This is a genomic window from Candidatus Methylomicrobium oryzae, assembly GCF_016745425.1.
Classification (GTDB): Bacteria; Pseudomonadota; Gammaproteobacteria; order Methylococcales; family Methylomonadaceae; genus Methylomicrobium; species Methylomicrobium oryzae.
In genome coordinates this window covers 128,812-145,047 of the sequence record NZ_JAERVK010000002.1, presented here as the reverse complement: position 1 = coordinate 145,047, position 16,236 = coordinate 128,812, and the positions used below count along the sequence as shown (strand labels likewise).

The 16,236-nt window shown below is 51.2% G+C and carries 15 protein-coding genes and 1 pseudogene; 2 read left to right on the top strand and 14 right to left on the bottom strand.

Annotated features, from left to right (window positions below):
- Positions 1–313: 313 nt before the first annotated feature.
- The 9 genes and pseudogenes from JJL52_RS02740 to mnmG all read right to left on the bottom strand — a co-directional run bounded on the left by JJL52_RS02740 (position 314) and on the right by mnmG (position 10,447).
- On the bottom strand, positions 314–1,834 hold the full coding sequence (locus JJL52_RS02740) for a terpene synthase family protein (RefSeq protein WP_202050862.1): 1,521 nt from the start codon (positions 1,832–1,834) through the stop codon (positions 314–316).
- 66 nt (positions 1,835–1,900) lie between these two features.
- Entirely contained in the window at positions 1,901–3,916 is a 2,016-nt protein-coding gene (locus JJL52_RS02735; RefSeq protein ID WP_236994007.1) for a cache domain-containing protein, read from the bottom strand.
- A gap of 86 nt (positions 3,917–4,002) precedes the next feature.
- Positions 4,003–5,265 (bottom strand): hypothetical protein, encoded by a 1,263-nt coding sequence (locus tag JJL52_RS02730; RefSeq protein ID WP_202050860.1) that lies wholly within the window; start codon positions 5,263–5,265, stop codon positions 4,003–4,005.
- Positions 5,265–5,759 carry a type 2 periplasmic-binding domain-containing protein gene (locus tag JJL52_RS02725; RefSeq protein ID WP_202050859.1) on the bottom strand — a complete coding sequence of 165 codons (495 nt, stop codon included), beginning with the start codon at positions 5,757–5,759 and terminating at the stop codon, positions 5,265–5,267. The genes JJL52_RS02730 and JJL52_RS02725 overlap by 1 nt, the downstream gene beginning before the upstream one ends.
- Positions 5,760–6,296: 537 nt before the next feature.
- Positions 6,297–6,434, bottom strand: a complete 138-nt coding sequence (locus JJL52_RS21705; RefSeq protein ID WP_436231505.1) for a hypothetical protein — start codon at positions 6,432–6,434, stop codon at positions 6,297–6,299.
- 60 nt (positions 6,435–6,494) lie between these two features.
- Positions 6,495–7,169, bottom strand: a pseudogene (locus JJL52_RS02720) (ParB/RepB/Spo0J family partition protein); the annotation flags it as partial.
- Positions 7,170–7,172: 3 nt separating this feature from the next.
- The gene (locus JJL52_RS02715) at positions 7,173–7,940 is read right to left on the bottom strand and encodes an AAA family ATPase (protein WP_202050857.1); all 768 of its coding nucleotides are present in this window, start codon (positions 7,938–7,940) and stop codon (positions 7,173–7,175) included.
- Positions 7,941–7,943: 3 nt separating this feature from the next.
- Positions 7,944–8,576, bottom strand: a complete 633-nt coding sequence (rsmG, locus tag JJL52_RS02710; protein ID WP_202050856.1) for a 16S rRNA (guanine(527)-N(7))-methyltransferase RsmG — start codon at positions 8,574–8,576, stop codon at positions 7,944–7,946.
- On the bottom strand, positions 8,576–10,447 hold the full coding sequence (gene mnmG / locus JJL52_RS02705; RefSeq protein ID WP_202050855.1) for a tRNA uridine-5-carboxymethylaminomethyl(34) synthesis enzyme MnmG: 1,872 nt from the start codon (positions 10,445–10,447) through the stop codon (positions 8,576–8,578). Before mnmG ends, rsmG begins: the two co-directional genes overlap by 1 nt.
- Before the next feature lie 83 nt (positions 10,448–10,530).
- Here mnmG and JJL52_RS02700 point away from each other — a divergent pair, with 83 nt between their 5' ends.
- On the top strand, positions 10,531–10,737 hold the full coding sequence (locus tag JJL52_RS02700) for a DUF7230 family protein (protein ID WP_202050854.1): 207 nt from the start codon (positions 10,531–10,533) through the stop codon (positions 10,735–10,737).
- A gap of 19 nt (positions 10,738–10,756) precedes the next feature.
- On the opposite strand, the gene JJL52_RS02695 is transcribed toward JJL52_RS02700, so the two are convergent.
- The 4 genes from JJL52_RS02695 to trxA all read right to left on the bottom strand — a co-directional run bounded on the left by JJL52_RS02695 (position 10,757) and on the right by trxA (position 14,166).
- Positions 10,757–11,263, bottom strand: coding sequence for a DUF1993 domain-containing protein (locus JJL52_RS02695; RefSeq protein WP_202050853.1), 507 nt, complete (start codon positions 11,261–11,263; stop codon positions 10,757–10,759).
- 274 nt (positions 11,264–11,537) lie between these two features.
- On the bottom strand, positions 11,538–12,365 hold the full coding sequence (locus tag JJL52_RS02690; RefSeq protein WP_202050852.1) for an undecaprenyl-diphosphate phosphatase: 828 nt from the start codon (positions 12,363–12,365) through the stop codon (positions 11,538–11,540).
- A 34-nt stretch (positions 12,366–12,399) separates the two neighbouring features.
- Positions 12,400–13,656 (bottom strand): transcription termination factor Rho, encoded by a 1,257-nt coding sequence (gene rho, locus JJL52_RS02685; protein ID WP_005368596.1) that lies wholly within the window; start codon positions 13,654–13,656, stop codon positions 12,400–12,402.
- 183 nt (positions 13,657–13,839) lie between these two features.
- On the bottom strand, positions 13,840–14,166 hold the full coding sequence (trxA, locus tag JJL52_RS02680) for a thioredoxin TrxA (RefSeq protein ID WP_202050851.1): 327 nt from the start codon (positions 14,164–14,166) through the stop codon (positions 13,840–13,842).
- A 114-nt stretch (positions 14,167–14,280) separates the two neighbouring features.
- Between trxA and JJL52_RS02675 the strand changes: the two genes are divergently transcribed.
- Positions 14,281–15,585, top strand: coding sequence for a DEAD/DEAH box helicase (locus tag JJL52_RS02675; protein ID WP_202050850.1), 1,305 nt, complete (start codon positions 14,281–14,283; stop codon positions 15,583–15,585).
- Here JJL52_RS02675 and yrfG read toward each other — a convergent pair.
- The gene (gene yrfG, locus JJL52_RS02670; RefSeq protein WP_202051040.1) at positions 15,548–16,204 is read right to left on the bottom strand and encodes a GMP/IMP nucleotidase; all 657 of its coding nucleotides are present in this window, start codon (positions 16,202–16,204) and stop codon (positions 15,548–15,550) included. The genes JJL52_RS02675 and yrfG overlap by 38 nt on opposite strands.
- Between the last annotated feature and the right edge of the window lie 32 nt (positions 16,205–16,236).

Here is a 16,236-nt window from a genome sequence, read left to right as displayed (position 1 = left end):
CGACGTTGCAGCCCGACGATATCGTCATTTATGACAATTTTCCGCCCTCTAAGGTGGTCTGATCTCGAGGCGATTATGGCAGCGTAAAACGTCCCCCTTGAAATATCTGCTCCTTTACAGCCCAGCTCTGAATCCAATTGAATAGATGTTTGCCAAGCTGAAGAAAGTCCTTCTGCGCAAAGCCACGGAGCGGACCATCGATCAGCTTTGGTAAATCCTAGGCACATGGTTTAATAAGATTTAACCCGAGAAATGCCAAAACTTTTGCAAAATGCGGGCTATGATTCTAACAAATAGAGAAATGCTCTAGATGTTAAATGGATGTCTCCTTCAAACGGGTATCAAGAAATTTTGGATGCCTTCCTTCAACAGATAAAACTTCCCAAATAACATGACCTTCTATCCAATTTTCTATGCTTTCGATTGCGGCAGATAATGGTGCTATATCGACTGGCTTTTCTCTTCCTTCACCGGAGGCTTGTAAGCATATTATCGCTTCTTGTTTTTTAATTTGAAACTCTGCTGCACAAGTATTGACTTCTTTCATTACCGCATCAACTGCTGCTTTAAACGTTAGTTCTGGGTTTATTTCCATATAATGAAGAACAAGGTTTTCATTTAAACCTTCACTCTTTTCTTTGATTCCGGAAAGTACATCATTAAAATAGCAAATATGATCTTTTCCAAGACGAAAAAGATGATTGTCCTCCAAAATCTCCCGTTCTTTCTGAGTTAGAGATATATTTTGTAAAGCAAAGGCAATCTCAAGCACAAAATCAACTGAACCTGCATAATGTCGTGTGGCATTAAGCAAAGATAAGGATATTTGAAGATCAATAGCAGATTTGCCTTTAGCCAAATCTGCTTGCTTTGTTCGTGTTCCAGCTTCAGTTACGCAACCTTTTTTGTACTTCAAGAAACCTTCATATATATATTTAGTTAAAGAAGGATCTACTATTGCTCTTAGCCTTTCGCCAATATTTTTCAGTCCGTTTAATAAACCTAAAATAATCAACTCTTTATTATCAGGGAGATTAGCAGGCAATGCATAATCTTCTCCCTTTATGGCTTTTAAATATTCATCAAAAATTTCAGAAACCAATTGTTTATTTTTATTAATATCTGAATTTCTGGAATCTAATAAGTCATCGTTAATAAATAGCCATGCATTAACATCACTAGCGATTTTTAATGCCTCTTCCTCTACTGTTGGTAGAGTTGCGGCAGCAAGTAATACAATATTGGTTTTTTGCATTTTTGCTACTCGGCTTTGTACTTGTTGGAAAAGGTCTTGGGATAGCTGATGTGTATTTGTCGGACTTGGTACGATATTCATATCGTGAAGCCACTGAACGCTATAATTTTCTAGTCCAAAAAAGTTAGGATTAATAAATATGTTTCGTTCTGGTGTTTTAAAAAATTTGCAAACTCCCTTAATTTCAACCCCATCTATGAATCCTAAATTAAATGGATAGTTTCTGTCTCTATAAACCTCGGAGGCATTTTTAATAAGCTGTCTCAGATTAAGCAATTTATTAGGTGCGATCCATCCTTCCGAAGGTGTTGAATTTAATGACAGTAATTCTAGGTTTTGTGTTTTGGCATCAGAAAGAGCATCAAAAGATTTTTTAATTGAGATAGTCAAGCTATTATCCACTTTATGAACCACGAAGCCTTTTTCTTCAGCATCACGCATTATTGCTGCCATAGATAGCTCTTCAGCTGCATTTTGTTTTTCTATAATCGAGGCTTTCATTTTAAAAAAACTTATGTAATTAAGCTTCGATTTGACATTATTAAACCATTTAGAAGGTAACAAATAACTTTTGTTCATATTGTCGTCACTATAAACTCTCATTTACCTTGTTTAAGGTAAAAACTGTAAGGGAAATTTATCTTATTATCGAGCCTTCACGACGTTCTTGTTTAAAATGGATTCCTGGTCAGAAAAATATAAACACCATCGTCCTTTACCGTTCTTTTTCGCTTCATACATTGCCGTATCCACATTAACCATCAGCTCTTCCACATCCTGGCCATGTTGGGGCAGCAAGGCAATGCCGATACTTGCCGAAATCCGGTATTCTTTATTCCCGAACTGGAATTTGCGCTCCTTCAGCCGCTCATTTAGGGAAGTAGCGAAAGTTTCGGCGCCCACCTGTCCGGTTGTCGGCATCAACACAGCGAATTCGTCACCCCCCAGCCGGGCGATCAGGTCGGATTTGCGCGCACGCGCACGGAGTTCATTGGCAAGAATGACCAGCAGCGCATCCCCGGCGGCATGACCGCTGTTGTCGTTGATTGTTTTGAAATAATCCAGATCAAGCAACAGCAGTGCGCTGGAATTACCGCTGCGTACCGCATCGGCAAAGCTTCTTTCAAGTTCTTCATGAAATCGCAGCCGATTTGCCAACCCCGTCAAAGGATCGTGGTGGGCGAGCCAGCGGCTACGGTTTTCGGCTACGATACGATCAGTCGCGTCCATCCCGACAGACAGCACGACCGCATCGTCTTGATACATAGAGCCTAGAAAAGTATGAATCCAGATAATGTGGCGCAGTTCACCATTGGCATCGATAATCGACCCTTCATGTTCGAGACGATGCAGGGAAGACGAGAATAAATGGATCTGATTGCTCTGATACTGCTCTTTGCCTTCGTTCCCTTCCAGCAGGTCGACGAACAGATTTTTCTTCAGGTGTTCCGACGGACGCCCCAGCATTTCGGACATATACCGGTTTACCATGTGCAACCGGCCGTCGCGAGTCTGCGTTAAAATCATCACTTGCACGCTGTCCAGAATGCCCTGGATGAAGTCTCTGTCGGCAGCCAAGGCCAATTGGCTCTCCTCGATCTGGCGCGTCAGGCCGATTGAAGTCTCATACAGCAAATCGATTTCATCCTGTTTTTTGGGAAAGCGTCCCAATGAATCGAATGCCTGATAAGCCTGTGCATAGGTGCCCCGCGCAACCAGAGGCAAAGTTTGCGCCAAATGGCTCAGCCGCTGCAGCGGCTTGCGCAGCAGCAAAAACAAAAATACTTCGGCCAACAGCAGCGATCCGATTATCAACAGCAAACTGTTGCGATTAATCGTTTTCAACGCAACCATGTCTTCCGTCACATCGAAAATGAAAACCAGATAACCTTTTACACCGGAAATGATGTGGTTAAGAGGAACAACATGGAAGACATAAAAATTATCCTTCCATCGCAGCCAGACATCGGCGGGAATATCCTCCAGCAAGGTATAACGTTCCGACAGATCCTCAATAAAGGGCTTCAGCAACGAAGCATGGGTCAAGGCGGCAGTATACAGTCCCCATCCCGGGAAAACCTGTTGCGTCCTCTCGGTGCTGGCTGGTACTAAAATGCCGATATCCACTCCGGTTGCAGTTGAAAATTCCATTACCAGGTCGGTAATGCGTTGGCTCATGCCAATGAATCCGACGTGTTCGCCATCCGCCAGCAATGGCATCACCACGTTCAGTCCGCATTGCAGCTGACAGTCCAAAACAGCCCCAGGCTGTTCACTCTGTTTCGCATGCGCAATAGCGTCCATCATCGATTGCATCGAAACGGCACTGCTGCGATCCGGTGCCCAATTCCACCGGATCGCACCCTGTTTATCAAAAATGACGATTCTTTCGACATCCAACTCGTAACGCACGCTGGAAAACTTTCGTTCGAGTTCAGTTGACTGAATCGTGCCGCCATACGACTTCAAACGGTCCGACAAATTCCCCAACGAGGCAATCACGATACTGAAGCGCTGCAGCCGATCCACCGAATGCTTGATCAAGCCCTTCAATTCGGCGGTCCAGGCAGCTTGGCTTTGCGCGTACTGCGCTTTAACCTGTGCCTCCAGATACCAGTAATTCAACGCCCCAAAAGCCGCACCCAAGGAAAGCAACAACAAGCTTAGCGACGCCAGCCACTTGCGATGTAAGCTAGAGAATCGCGGCTTATGCTTGGCTTTATATAAATCCTCTACCATTTAAAAATTTAAAACCGAAATGACAGCATTGTAGTAAACAGACTAAAATGCGACGAGGTTCCGGGATTATTCAGTGTGGGATTATCCTTCTCATTCAACCACGCGGTACCATTCACGTAATGATAATCAACCGCCAACAGAAAATTACGTGCGAATTCCCAGCGCACACCCGCAGTTAAATCCCTCGCGTAAAAACGATGAGGAGCAACCATTCCTCCCGTCATTTGCGACATCTCTCTACCATCTCGATCCTCACGATTGAGATGTAATACATCATAGCGAAGCACCGCCGAGAAATCTGGAGTAAAACGGTATTCACCCTGCATATAAAAGTTCTCAGATGTATTTTGCTTCCAGGTAGGAAAATTTTGTAACGATGGAGAATAACCACTACGTTGGCTATCGATCCAACCATATTCGGCTGTCAATGACCATTTTTCTGCATTATACTGCGCCGAAAACAGCGGAAAGGTAATTTTAGTATTACCGTTTTGATAAATCGCATTCGATGAATGAAAATCGCGCTCAATATCGACTATAGAAAACAATAACTTTACACGTCCCCCCATCCATTCATAAAAAGTTCTTCCTATAAACGCAGGGCGTCCTCCAAAATTCCCCTGCGCCGCAGTTTTAACCGAAGGGATGCCTGTCCAAAATGCTGCCACTCCTCCGGTGTTGTCCTGAGTCTCAAAAGTCAGAAACTCCAAGCCATACCTGTGTTCACCATGGGTGTAACGACCATAGAGTGCTCCTCCGTCACCCGAAAGCATCCCCTGACGTAAGGCTAACGTATCAAAATAAATCGACTGAGGCAATAACACAGTGGGTCGAGTCCACAAAACATCACGGGTATCATTATATAAGCCGAACGGAAGCTTAACCCGCCCGCCGCGAACACCAATTACCAAAGCTGAATCCAAAAACGCATGGCTATAATCCGCCTGCGCAAAATCGAGACGGACGCCTTGGGTATCAGAGCCGCCCGCATCCCGATATAAACCTTGGGCAGAAATTAACAAATTGGGTAACGGTTTTACAGAAGTTGTAAGACCCATTTCCCTAAAATCCAAGCTGACATCGTGGCTTGAACCGAAAACCTGATTATGATCGGTATAAGTCGCACCTTGACCGGCAAAACCGTGCACCTGCACCTTTCCGTCCAGCCATTCCAGCGCCGCAACTCCTGTAGGCATCAATAGAGTCAATAAAGAGCAAAGGATCATCGGAGCAGCTTTGCCGAAAATAACATCAAAGTTGACTGATCTCATCAATGATCTCCTGATATTGTATCTGTATAGCCGATAGAGCCCGGCGTAGATTCGATTCGTGCGCGCATTTCTTCTTCTGATTCTACGGTAGTGGGTGATACGCCGGTGCCTGAAAAAACCAGTCGGTCCCAGGCCGAGCGGAGTTGGAACGGATAGACGCCCAAAATTTCTTTCGCAAAACGAATATGCAAGGGGTGATTATCCGGAAGCACGAACACATGAATAGGAGTGCCGTCAGGCCAAGTACTCAGCCGCATGAAGAATATTTCGCGTATCGTCTCGGTAGTCAGCTGCTTGGCGTTATTGCTGGAGCCGAGCAAGCGAACTTTTGAATCATCCGCCTGCAGGGCCATTGCCGGCAGCAGCATGACCGCTGATAAAACAACCGCTCTGCGCAAGCTGAGTAAGACAAGAAAAAACGCTTGACTGGATTCGGCGATCAGACGGACCTTCGCGGCATTTTCGATGAACCACCCGGAGCTAGACCGCTGCATGGGAATCCCAGAAAAAATGAAGAGGTTCGGACAATTCGGCTGAATTGGGAGATGAAACGATTAGGAGACATAGCGCTGACGTTCGGCACGGCAATCTACCGCATTGCCGCCCCGATACAGAAAAAACGGAAAATCGAGTATCACCAATCCAGCCCTCCTTAACACCAGCATAAGTCATTGAAATAACAAATCTTTCCACGCAGCACGCATACCTGCGCCGCAAGGCGTGCCTCACTTCATCAATGAAAAATAAATAGCTGTATTTCATGATCAAAATATAGCACAGCTTCGCATTTGTTAAACCTTATGCGTCTCATTCCCCCCTGTTATTCAAAAGAAAGGGGACATTCTTGACTAAACTTATCCCGTCTTTTCGAAAGCTGGAGCCGGGAATGGAAAAAGCTCAAGTTTGAGCTTTTTATACGGCATTTATAAAGGGGAAAATTTTTAACCGTCAACTGAAAATTCAGCCAACGCGTGAGGAGGGAATGCTTTCGTTTGACGCAGGCAAACGAAAGCGGGACTGGAAAGGAAAGCTTATTTGATCTGCCCGATGATCCCATCGAGCTCTTCCAGGCTGGAATAAGCAATGATCAGCTTACCCGCGCCGTTTTTTTTATGGTCGATCGAAACCTTTGCACCCAAACGGGAAGTCAGGTCTTCCTGCAAACGCAATGTGTCGCGATCGATGATTTTGACTTTTTCCGTTGCGGCCGGAGGCGACTGAAGCTCTCTGACCAACCGTTCGGCGGCCCGGACCGTTAAACCCTCCTTGTCGATTTTATACGCGGCGGCGATCTGTTTCTGACCTTCGAGGCCGAGCAGGGCGCGCGCATGGCCCATTTCGATATGCTTGTTCAGCAGCAGCTTTTTAACTTCCGGATGCAAATCCAGAAGCCGTAATAAATTGGTTACGGTCGCCCGCGATTTACCAACCGCGTCGGCGATCTGCTGATGGGTCATGCCGAATTCGTCGAGCAGGCGCGCCAGTGCTTCCGCTTCTTCGAGCGGATTCAAATCTTCACGCTGAATGTTTTCGATCAATGCCACCGCCATCGCAGTACGGTCGTCGATCTCCTTCACCACGACCGGCACTTCGTGCAATCCGGCCAGCTGCGCCGCTCGCCAGCGCCGCTCGCCGGCGACGATTTCATATCTTTCGCTTTCGAGCTGCCGCACCACGACCGGCTGGATCACGCCCTGGGCCTTGATGGAATCGGCCAGTTCCTGCAGTTTTTCCGGATTGATGTCCCTGCGCGGCTGGTACTTGCCGCGCTGCAGAAACTCAACCGGCAATTTTTGCAGAACATTTGAAGGCGCCGAGGACGGCACGGTTTCCGTCCGGGCGATTGAAACATCGCCGAGCAATGCATCGAGGCCGCGGCTTAATCCACGTTTCTTGATCGACATGCGCTACTTCTTCTCTTTTCTCAACATTTCACCGGCCAGCGCGAGATAGGCCAACGCGCCCCGTGAAGTTTTGTCGTAGGCTAAAACCGGCAACCCGTGGCTCGGCGCTTCAGCGAGACGGATATTCCTCGGCACGCAGGTGCGGAACACTTTTTCTCCGAAGTATTCGACCAATTGTTCGGAGACATCCTTGGTCAGCCGGCTGCGGTCATCAAACATAGTCCGCAAAATACCTTCCAAATGCAGTTCGGGATTGACCGTATCCTGGATGCTTTTGACCGTGCTCATCAAGGCCGATAAGCCTTCCAATGCATAATATTCGCACTGCATCGGAATCAGTACGCTATTCGCCGCGACCAGTGCATTCAAGGTCAGCATGTTCAAGGACGGCGGACAATCGATCAGGATATAATCGTATTGCGCCTTGATCGGCATCAGCACTTCGGCCAGCCGCCGCTCGCGGCGCTCGGCCTCCATCAGCGCGACTTCGGCCGCGGTCAGATCACCGTTGCCCGCAATCACAGAGAAACCGAGCTCCGGCAGCTTGATCACGGTTTGCTCGGCCGGTACTTCTTCGACTAAAAGATGATAGCTGGAATAGGGGACTTTCTGTTTGTCGACCCCGCAGCCCATCGCCGCATTGCCTTGCGGATCGAGATCCACAAGCAGCACGCGGCGCTTGGCCGCCGCCAACGAGGCCGTCAGATTGACGCTGGTCGTCGTCTTGCCAACCCCGCCTTTTTGATTGGTTACCGCAATAACTTTTGTCACACTTTATCCTACAGGGATTGCTTCTTTTTGAATGATCACCAAGCAACGCTCCGCCTCGACGCCGGGTGTTGCGAGCGGGACAACGGACGATTTTACCTTAACTGCCGCCAATTCATCCTGTGGATTTTGCCCCTTCATTGCCAACAATACGCCACACTCGTTCAATAAATGCTCCGTCGTTTCTAGAATTGCCGGCAGCGAGGCAAAAGCGCGGGTAATTACCGTATCGAATTTTTGCTCCGGCTGAAAGGCTTCGGCCCGGCTATGGCAGACCTCGACATTGCCGAGTTTCAGCTCCAATACCGCCTGCTGTACGAAGCGGGTTTTTTTCGCATTGCTGTCGAGTAAGATAAATGACGTTTCGGGCAGAAAAATCGCCAGCGGAATGCCCGGCAAGCCGGCGCCGGTGCCGATGTCGATCACCTGCTTGCCTTTTATGTAGGGCAGAACGGCGAGACTGTCCAGAAGATGCAGCCGCGCCATATCTTCGAGGTTCCGTATCGCGGTCAGGTTATAAGCCTTATTCCATTTCTCGATCAGCTTCAGGAAGGCAAGCAACCGGTCGATTTGCGCTTCGCTCCATGAAATCTGCAGCGTATCCAGGCCGGTTTCGAGAATGCGTCGGCAAGACTCCATCAGGCGCTTTTCTTTTTCAGATAGATCAAAAGCAGCGAGATCGCCGCCGGCGTAATGCCGGGAATCCGTGAGGCTTGTCCCAGGGTTTCCGGACGTTGCTTGCGCAGTTTTTCGCTGACTTCGTTCGAAAGCCCCGGCACGCCGGCATAATCGAGCGTCTCGGGCAAGCGCAAATGATCGTAGCGCAGCGCCCGGTCGATTTCGGTTTGCTGGCGGACGATATAGCCTGCGTATTTGGCCTGGATTTCGACCTGTTCGCCAACCTGTTCCGTCACTTCCGCGCCTTGCTGGTAAAACGATAGCAAACGGGCCACATCGACTTCCGGCCGGCGCAGCATTTCCAAAAGATTCACTTCTTTCTGAATCGGCTTGCCCCAATAGGTTTCGGCCATTGATGCCGCCTCGGTATCCGGCCGAATCCATTGCTTTTTCAGCCCATCCTGCAATGCGCCGATCGCGTTCTGTTTGTCTTCGAATGCGCGCCAGCGCGCGTCGTCGACCAACCCCAACACACGCCCTTGCTGCGTCAGCCTGAGATCGGCATTGTCTTCGCGCAACTGCAGCCGGTATTCGGCGCGGCTGGTGAACATCCGATACGGTTCCTGCGTCCCGCGCGTGATCAGATCGTCGATCATCACCCCAATATAAGCTTCGTCGCGGCGCGGGCACCAGCTTTCCTTTTCCTGCACCAAGAGCGCCGCATTCAGGCCGGCGATCAAGCCTTGCGCGGCCGCTTCTTCGTAGCCGGTCGTGCCATTGATCTGACCTGCGAAGAACAGGCCGTTCATGTGCTTGGTCTCGAGCGAAGTCTTCAGATCGCGCGGGTCGAAGAAGTCGTATTCGATCGCATAGCCGGGACGGACAATTTCGGCATTTTCGAAACCGTGCATCGAACGCACGAACTCGTACTGCACATCGAACGGCAGGCTGGTCGAAATCCCGTTCGGATAAATCTCGTGCGTATCGAGGCCTTCCGGCTCGACAAAAATCTGGTGCGTATCGCGGTCCGCGAAACGCACGATCTTGTCCTCGATCGATGGGCAGTAACGCGGTCCGATGCCTTCGATGATGCCGGAATAGAGCGGCGAGCGGTCGAGCCCGTTGCGGATGATGTCGTGCGTTCTGGCATTTGTACGCGTGATATAGCAGGGTATCTGCCGCGGATGCTGCTCGCGCCGGCCGAGGAACGAAAACACCGGCACCGGATCGTCTCCGTGCTGCACGTCAAGTTTGGAAAAATCGATCGTGCGGCCGTCGATCCGCGGCGGGGTACCGGTCTTCAGGCGGTCCACCCGAAACGGCAATTCGCGCAGCCGCTGCGCCAACGCGATCGACGCCGCATCGCCGGCGCGGCCGCCGCTGTAATTTTCGAGACCGATATGAATCTTGCCGGCCAGAAAAGTACCCGCGGTCAACACGACCGCGCGCGCGTTGAAGCTCAGACCCATCTCGGTTTTCACCCCAACGACCCGGTCACCTTCTACGATCAGATCGGCCACCGTCTGCTGGAACAGCGCCAGATTCGGCTGGTTTTCGAGCATATGGCGCACCGCCTGCTTATAGAGCCGCCGATCGGCCTGCGCGCGCGTGGCCCGGACCGCCGGCCCTTTGCTGGCGTTCAGAATCCGGAACTGGATGCCGCCGAGATCGATTGCCCGCGCCATGCAGCCGCCGAGCGCATCGATCTCTTTGACCAGATGCCCCTTGCCGATCCCACCGATCGCCGGATTGCAGCTCATCTGGCCGAGCGTTTCGATATTCTGCGTCAACAGCAGGGTTTTCACTCCGCAGCGGGCAGCCGCCAAAGCGGCTTCGGTGCCGGCATGGCCGCCGCCGATCACAATCACATCAAAATCTTTTTTGAATTTCACAACTGTTTTCTTATCAAACGGGCTGTTATAGTAAACCGGTCTTCCGAATCCGGAAGACGATGCACTATTATAAGAGGTAAACGATGAAAAAACGTAGAAATTTGAATGAAATAGAAAATATTCAACGATTGAATCCGGTCGCGAAGCATGCGCACCGGTTTAACAAGGCGAAGGTTTTCGAGGATAAAAGCCAATACCGCCGTAAAGCCAAACACCCCAAGCAGGAGGCTTTCCCAAAAGTTCTCGAACGAATTTTCGGCAAAGCCTCTTGTTGGGCAGAAACAGTCTAACGCGATTTACGCTTCAAACTCAGTAGTTTCCGATAAAATCCATTTTTCCGATCGCCAAGCCGTGATGCCGGAGGATTGCATAGGCTGTCGTGACGTGGAAATAAAAATTGGGCAGCACGAAATGCAACAGATAAGGCTGGCCGGTAAAGCTGACTTCCCTACCGCGCAATTTCAGCGTGATATTCCGCTCTTCGCTGCCGTCGATCCGGTCGGCGCCGACGCTCCGGATAAAGGCGAGCGTTTTCGCAATCCGCGCCTGCAGCTCCTGAAAAGTCGTTTCATCATCCTCGTACACAGGAACCTCTAAACCCGCCAGACGCGCCGCGCAGCCTTTCGCCATATCGGTGGCGATTTGTACCTGCCGCGAAAGCGGATACATGTCGAGCGCAAGCCGGGCGTTGACCAGAACGGACGGATCGATTTTCTTCTCTTCAGCATACTGCTCGGCTTTTTCGAGAATTTTCGACAAATTTTCGAACATCCGGACAAATACGGGAACCGAGGCTTGGTACATCGAAAGAGACATAATGAACTCCGATGAATTAGACAAAAAGCTAGCGAACCTCTCTTAACATCCAGAAGATGCCTCTCAAAAAATCAGACCGTTACGCTTAGCAAACAGCGCACAATTGCCCAAACTGATTCATTGAGGCCTGAGGCGTTAGAAAATTAGAAACAGAATAGGAACAAAAGTGCCCTGAATTCCTAAAATTTTCAGGATGAGGCAAACAGTTGAAACGCTATCGAAAAATCCAAATAACCGGGGCCCGGCTATTTGAAAAAGCTTCCTCAGGTCGACTCTATCCGCCGCTCCAATCCACCCAGCCCATCCATGCCGAGAGCAGTACCAACACCCCGAAAATGATCCGGTAATAGGCAAACACCGAAAAATCGTGACGGCTGATGAAACGCAGCAAACCGCGCACTGCCAGAAAAGCGCTGATGAACGACACCGCGCCGCCGACCGCGAACAGGTCAAGATCGCTCGCGCTGAACAGAGCGCGGTGCTTGTAAACGTCGTAGAAAGTCGCCGCGAACATGGTCGGAATGGCGAGGAAAAACGAGAACTCGGTCGCCGCGCGGCGAGACAGACCGAAAAATAGACCGCCGATGATCGTGGCGCCGGAACGGGAGGTGCCGGGGATCATTGCAACAGCCTGCGCGAAACCGACCTTCAATGCGTCGCGCCAGGTCATGTCGTCGATCGTCTCGGCGTTAATCTTGTGGTCGCGGCGTTCCGCCCAGAGAATCAGCAAGCCGCCAATGATGAAAGCCGAAGCCACCACGAGCGGATTAAAGAGATAAGCCTTGATCTGTTTCAGGAACAAGAAGCCGAGGATTGCGGCCGGCAAAAATGCCACGATCATGTTGACGGCGAGGCGCTGCGATACCGGCTCGGACTTGATGCTGGCCAACGTGTGCCAGAGGCGCACCCGGTATTCCCAGACCACCGCCAGAATCGCCGCGAACTGGATCGCGATTTCGAAAACCTTGCCTTTTTCATCGTTGAATCCCAGCAACTGGCCAGCCAGAATCAGGTGCCCGGTCGACGATACCGGCAAAAATTCTGTCAAGCCCTCAACAATACCCAGAATCAGAGCATTCAATAGCTCGTGAAGATCGGTCATAAGTATGCTCCCTGAAGGCCTGACGGATGAAGAATCAACGCTTCATCGATTCGAAAAATTCGGCGTTGGTCTTGAAATCTTTCAGTTTACCGATCAGGAATTCAGAGGCTGCAGTTTCATCCATCGGTTGCAGGATTTTGCGCAGGATCCAGGTTTTCTGCAGCGTGTCCGGATCGACCAGGTATTCTTCGCGGCGGGTGCCGGAACGGTTAATGTTGATCGCCGGGTAAATCCGCTTTTCCGCGATCTTGCGGTCGAGGTGCAACTCCATGTTGCCGGTACCTTTGAATTCTTCGTAGATCACCTCGTCCATCCGCGAGCCGGTGTCGATCAGCGCGGTCGCAATGATGGTCAGGCTGCCGCCCTCCTCAATGTTACGGGCCGCGCCGAAGAAGCGTTTCGGCTTTTCGAGCGCATTCGCGTCGACGCCGCCGGTCAGGATCTTGCCGGAAGACGGCACGACCGTGTTGTAGGCGCGGGCCAAACGGGTGATCGAGTCTAACAGGATAACTACATCGTGCTTGTGCTCGACCAAACGGCGCGCCTTTTCGATCACCATTTCGGCAACTTGCACGTGGCGGGTCGGCGGCTCGTCGAAGGTGCTCGAAATCACTTCGCCGCGCACGCAGCGTTCCATTTCGGTCACTTCCTCCGGGCGCTCGTCGATCAGCAGTACGATCAGGTAGCATTCTGGATTTTTTTCGGCGATCGCCTGCGCCAGGGCTTGCAGGATCATCGTTTTACCAGCTTTCGGCGGCGATACGATCAGGCCGCGCTGGCCCTTGCCGATCGGCGCGACCAAGTCGATGATGCGGCCGGTGATGTCTTCGGTGGCGCCGTTTCCTTGTTCGAGTACGAAACGCTCATGCGCGAACAGCGGCGTCAGGTTGGAGAAATGAATCTTGTTTTTGGTGTTTTCGGGCGGCTCGAAGTTGATCTCTTCAACCTTGAGCATCGCAAAATAACGTTCATTATCTTTCGGGGGCCGGATCTTGCCGCTGATCGTGTCGCCGGTTTTTAACGAAAAGCGCCGGATCTGACTCGGCGAAACGTAAATATCGTCGGGGCCGGCCAGATAGGAACAACCGGGCGTACGTAAAAAACCAAAACCGTCCTGCAAAATTTCGAGAACGCCGTCGCCGTAGATATCGTCGCCGGCCTTCGCCTGCTTCTTCAGGATAGCGAAAATCAGGTCCTGCTTGCGCGATCTGGCGACATTCTCGAGGCCGAGCGATTCGGCGATTTCGATAACTTCACTGATTTGCTTTAGTTTTAACTCGGTAAGATTCATAAAAGGATGGCTCGACAAAGCGACCACGGCGCTACGCCGCAAGTGCTCACAATAGGATTAGAATTCAGGGATGCAGATTATCGGACGAAAGAGTGAAGCGCGCTGGAATCAGCGCACTCCGTAAGTATAACGCAATAAAAGGAACTCGTCCAGTGACAGGACGTAGCGAATCGAAAGAATCGCTTAAATATTGCTGTTGAGGAAAGCGGTTAGCTGCGATTTGGTCAGCGCGCCGACTTTGGTGGCCTCGACTTCGCCGTCCTTGAACAGCATCAGAGTGGGAATGCCGCGCACGCCGTAGTGCTGAGGAGTTTTCGGATTTTCGTCGATATTGATTTTCACTACAGTCAATTTACCCGCAAAGTCGGTCGCGATTTCATCGAGAACCGGGGCAATCATCTTGCAAGGTCCGCACCATTCAGCCCAGTAATCCACCAGTACAGGCCCTTTAGCTTTGATAACCTTTTCGTTAAATTCGCTATCGCTTACATGAAGGACTGAGTCGCTCACGCTATTTCTCCAACAATAAAAAAAATTCAACTATAGGAGGGAAGGCTGCAGGAGTCAATCAATTTCTGGCTCCGGGTTCAGCCGATCCGATTTTTACGTTATCCTATTACTCCTATGAGTACGACACATTTGACCGAAACCCGATTTTCCAACCTCGAATTATCCGATTCGATCCTGCACAGCCTGAACAGCGCCGGCTTCAAATGCTGTACCCCGATCCAGGATCGGGCGCTGCCGCTACTTCTCAGGGACCGCGATATTGCGGGTCAGGCGCAAACGGGAACCGGCAAAACCGCGACGTTCCTGCTCGCGACTTTCCAGCGGTTGTTGAATGATACGGAAGCCAAGGAAGCCGCCAATCAGCCGATTAAAAATCCTCGTGCGCTGATTCTGGCGCCGACCCGGGAGCTCGCAATCCAGATTCACAAGGATGCGCTGCTGTTAAGCAAGCATCTGCACCTGAAGTTTGCGCTGATCTACGGCGGCACCGACTACCAGAAGCAGCTCGACAAGATCAAATCGAACGTCGACGTGATCATCGGCACCCCGGGACGAATCATCGATTTCTACAAGCAGCAGGCGTTCAGCCTCGACCACATCCAGGTCAGCGTACTCGACGAAGCGGACCGGATGTTCGATCTCGGTTTCATCAAGGACATCCGCTACCTGCTCCGGCGCATGCCGCCGCGCGACCAGCGCCTGAACATGCTGTTCTCGGCGACCCTGTCGTACAAGGTGACCGAACTGGCCTATGAGCACATGAATAATCCGGTGCTAATCAAGATCGAAACCGAGACGGTCACCTCCCGATCGATCAAACAGACCGCGTATTGCCCTTCGAACGAGCAAAAAATACCGCTTTTGATCGGCATCCTGAAACAATACCAGCCGCAGCGCAGCATCATCTTCGTGAACACCAAGCGCTGCGCGGAGCTGCTGGACGACACCCTGAGCGCGAACGGCTTCAAAACGGCGGCCTTGAGCGGGGACGTGCCGCAGGAAAAGCGCCAGCGGCTGTTGAACGATTTCCAGGAAAACAATGTCAGCCTGCTGATCGCGACCGACGTCGCGGCGCGCGGCCTGCATATTCCGGATGTCTCGCACGTGATCAACTATGACTTGCCGCAGGACGTCGAAGACTATGTGCACCGAATCGGCCGCACCGCCCGTTTCGGGGCCTCGGGCGAGGCGATCAGCTTCATCTGCGAAGAATATGCCTATTCGATGCCGGATATCGAAGCGTACATCGGCGAAAAGGTGCCGGTGCAGGCGGTCACGCAGGACCTCCTGGCACAGGACGTGATCCTGCCGGAAAGGAAACCGCGTCCGCCGCAGGGCGACAAACCGCACCGCCGTCCGAGAAACGGCAAGCCCCGGCCGCCTAAAGCCCCGGCATCAGCTCCCGAAAATCCTCAATAGCCCGGTAATCGATAATCACTTTTTTCGGCTGCCGGGAATCGGGCCGGCTGACCGAAAGCAGATGTTCGATCCCGAATGCCCGGGCCGAGTTCAATACGGACTGACTGTCGTCGATCAGCAGCGTCCGGCGTTTATCGAAAGGATGATGCAGGCAAAGCCAGTCCCAGAACGCGGGATGCTCCTTCGGTCTGCCGGAGGCGTGTGAACTGACGATTTCGTCAAAGAAGGCATGCAGACAGGTCTTTTCCATCTTGAGCCCGAGGCTGCCGGGATGTGCATTCGTCACCATCAGCACCTTCCGCGGCGTGCGCCTGACCGCTTCAAGAAATTCGGCCACATGCGGCAACACGCTGATTAAGCCGGCGATTTCGGCTTTGAGCCCCACGATGTTCAGCTCCAGCGCCCGGCTCCAGTAGTCCAGGCAATACCATTCCAGTTTGCCTTCCATGCTTTTGAACAGCGGTATCAGCCGCTCCTTGGCCTCTTCGAGCGTCAAACCGTTTTTTTCAGCGTAGTTCAGCGGCACGAATTCCTTCCAGAAATGATTATCGAAATTCAAATCCAGCAAGGTGCCGTCCATGTCCAGCAAAACGGTGTCAATTTTGTTCCAATCGATCATAATAGGGGACATACAATAAAAATCTCCGATTC

Bases quoted from the DNA above. Each gene is read 5' to 3' on its own strand.
- JJL52_RS02740 (WP_202050862.1), bottom strand. From the start codon at position 1,834: ATGAACAAAAGTTATTTGTTACCTTCTAAATGGTTTAATAATGTCAAA.
- JJL52_RS02730 (WP_202050860.1), bottom strand. From the start codon at position 5,265: ATGAGATCAGTCAACTTTGATGTTATTTTCGGCAAAGCTGCTCCGATG.
- JJL52_RS02725 (WP_202050859.1), bottom strand. From the start codon at position 5,759: ATGCAGCGGTCTAGCTCCGGGTGGTTCATCGAAAATGCCGCGAAGGTC.
- rsmG (WP_202050856.1), bottom strand. From the start codon at position 8,576: ATGGAGTCTTGCCGACGCATTCTCGAAACCGGCCTGGATACGCTGCAG.
- JJL52_RS02700 (WP_202050854.1), top strand. From the start codon at position 10,531: ATGAAAAAACGTAGAAATTTGAATGAAATAGAAAATATTCAACGATTG.
- JJL52_RS02695 (WP_202050853.1), bottom strand. From the start codon at position 11,263: ATGTCTCTTTCGATGTACCAAGCCTCGGTTCCCGTATTTGTCCGGATG.
- JJL52_RS02690 (WP_202050852.1), bottom strand. From the start codon at position 12,365: ATGACCGATCTTCACGAGCTATTGAATGCTCTGATTCTGGGTATTGTT.
- rho (WP_005368596.1), bottom strand. From the start codon at position 13,656: ATGAATCTTACCGAGTTAAAACTAAAGCAAATCAGTGAAGTTATCGAA.
- JJL52_RS02675 (WP_202050850.1), top strand. From the start codon at position 14,281: ATGAGTACGACACATTTGACCGAAACCCGATTTTCCAACCTCGAATTA.
- yrfG (WP_202051040.1), bottom strand. From the start codon at position 16,204: ATGATCGATTGGAACAAAATTGACACCGTTTTGCTGGACATGGACGGC.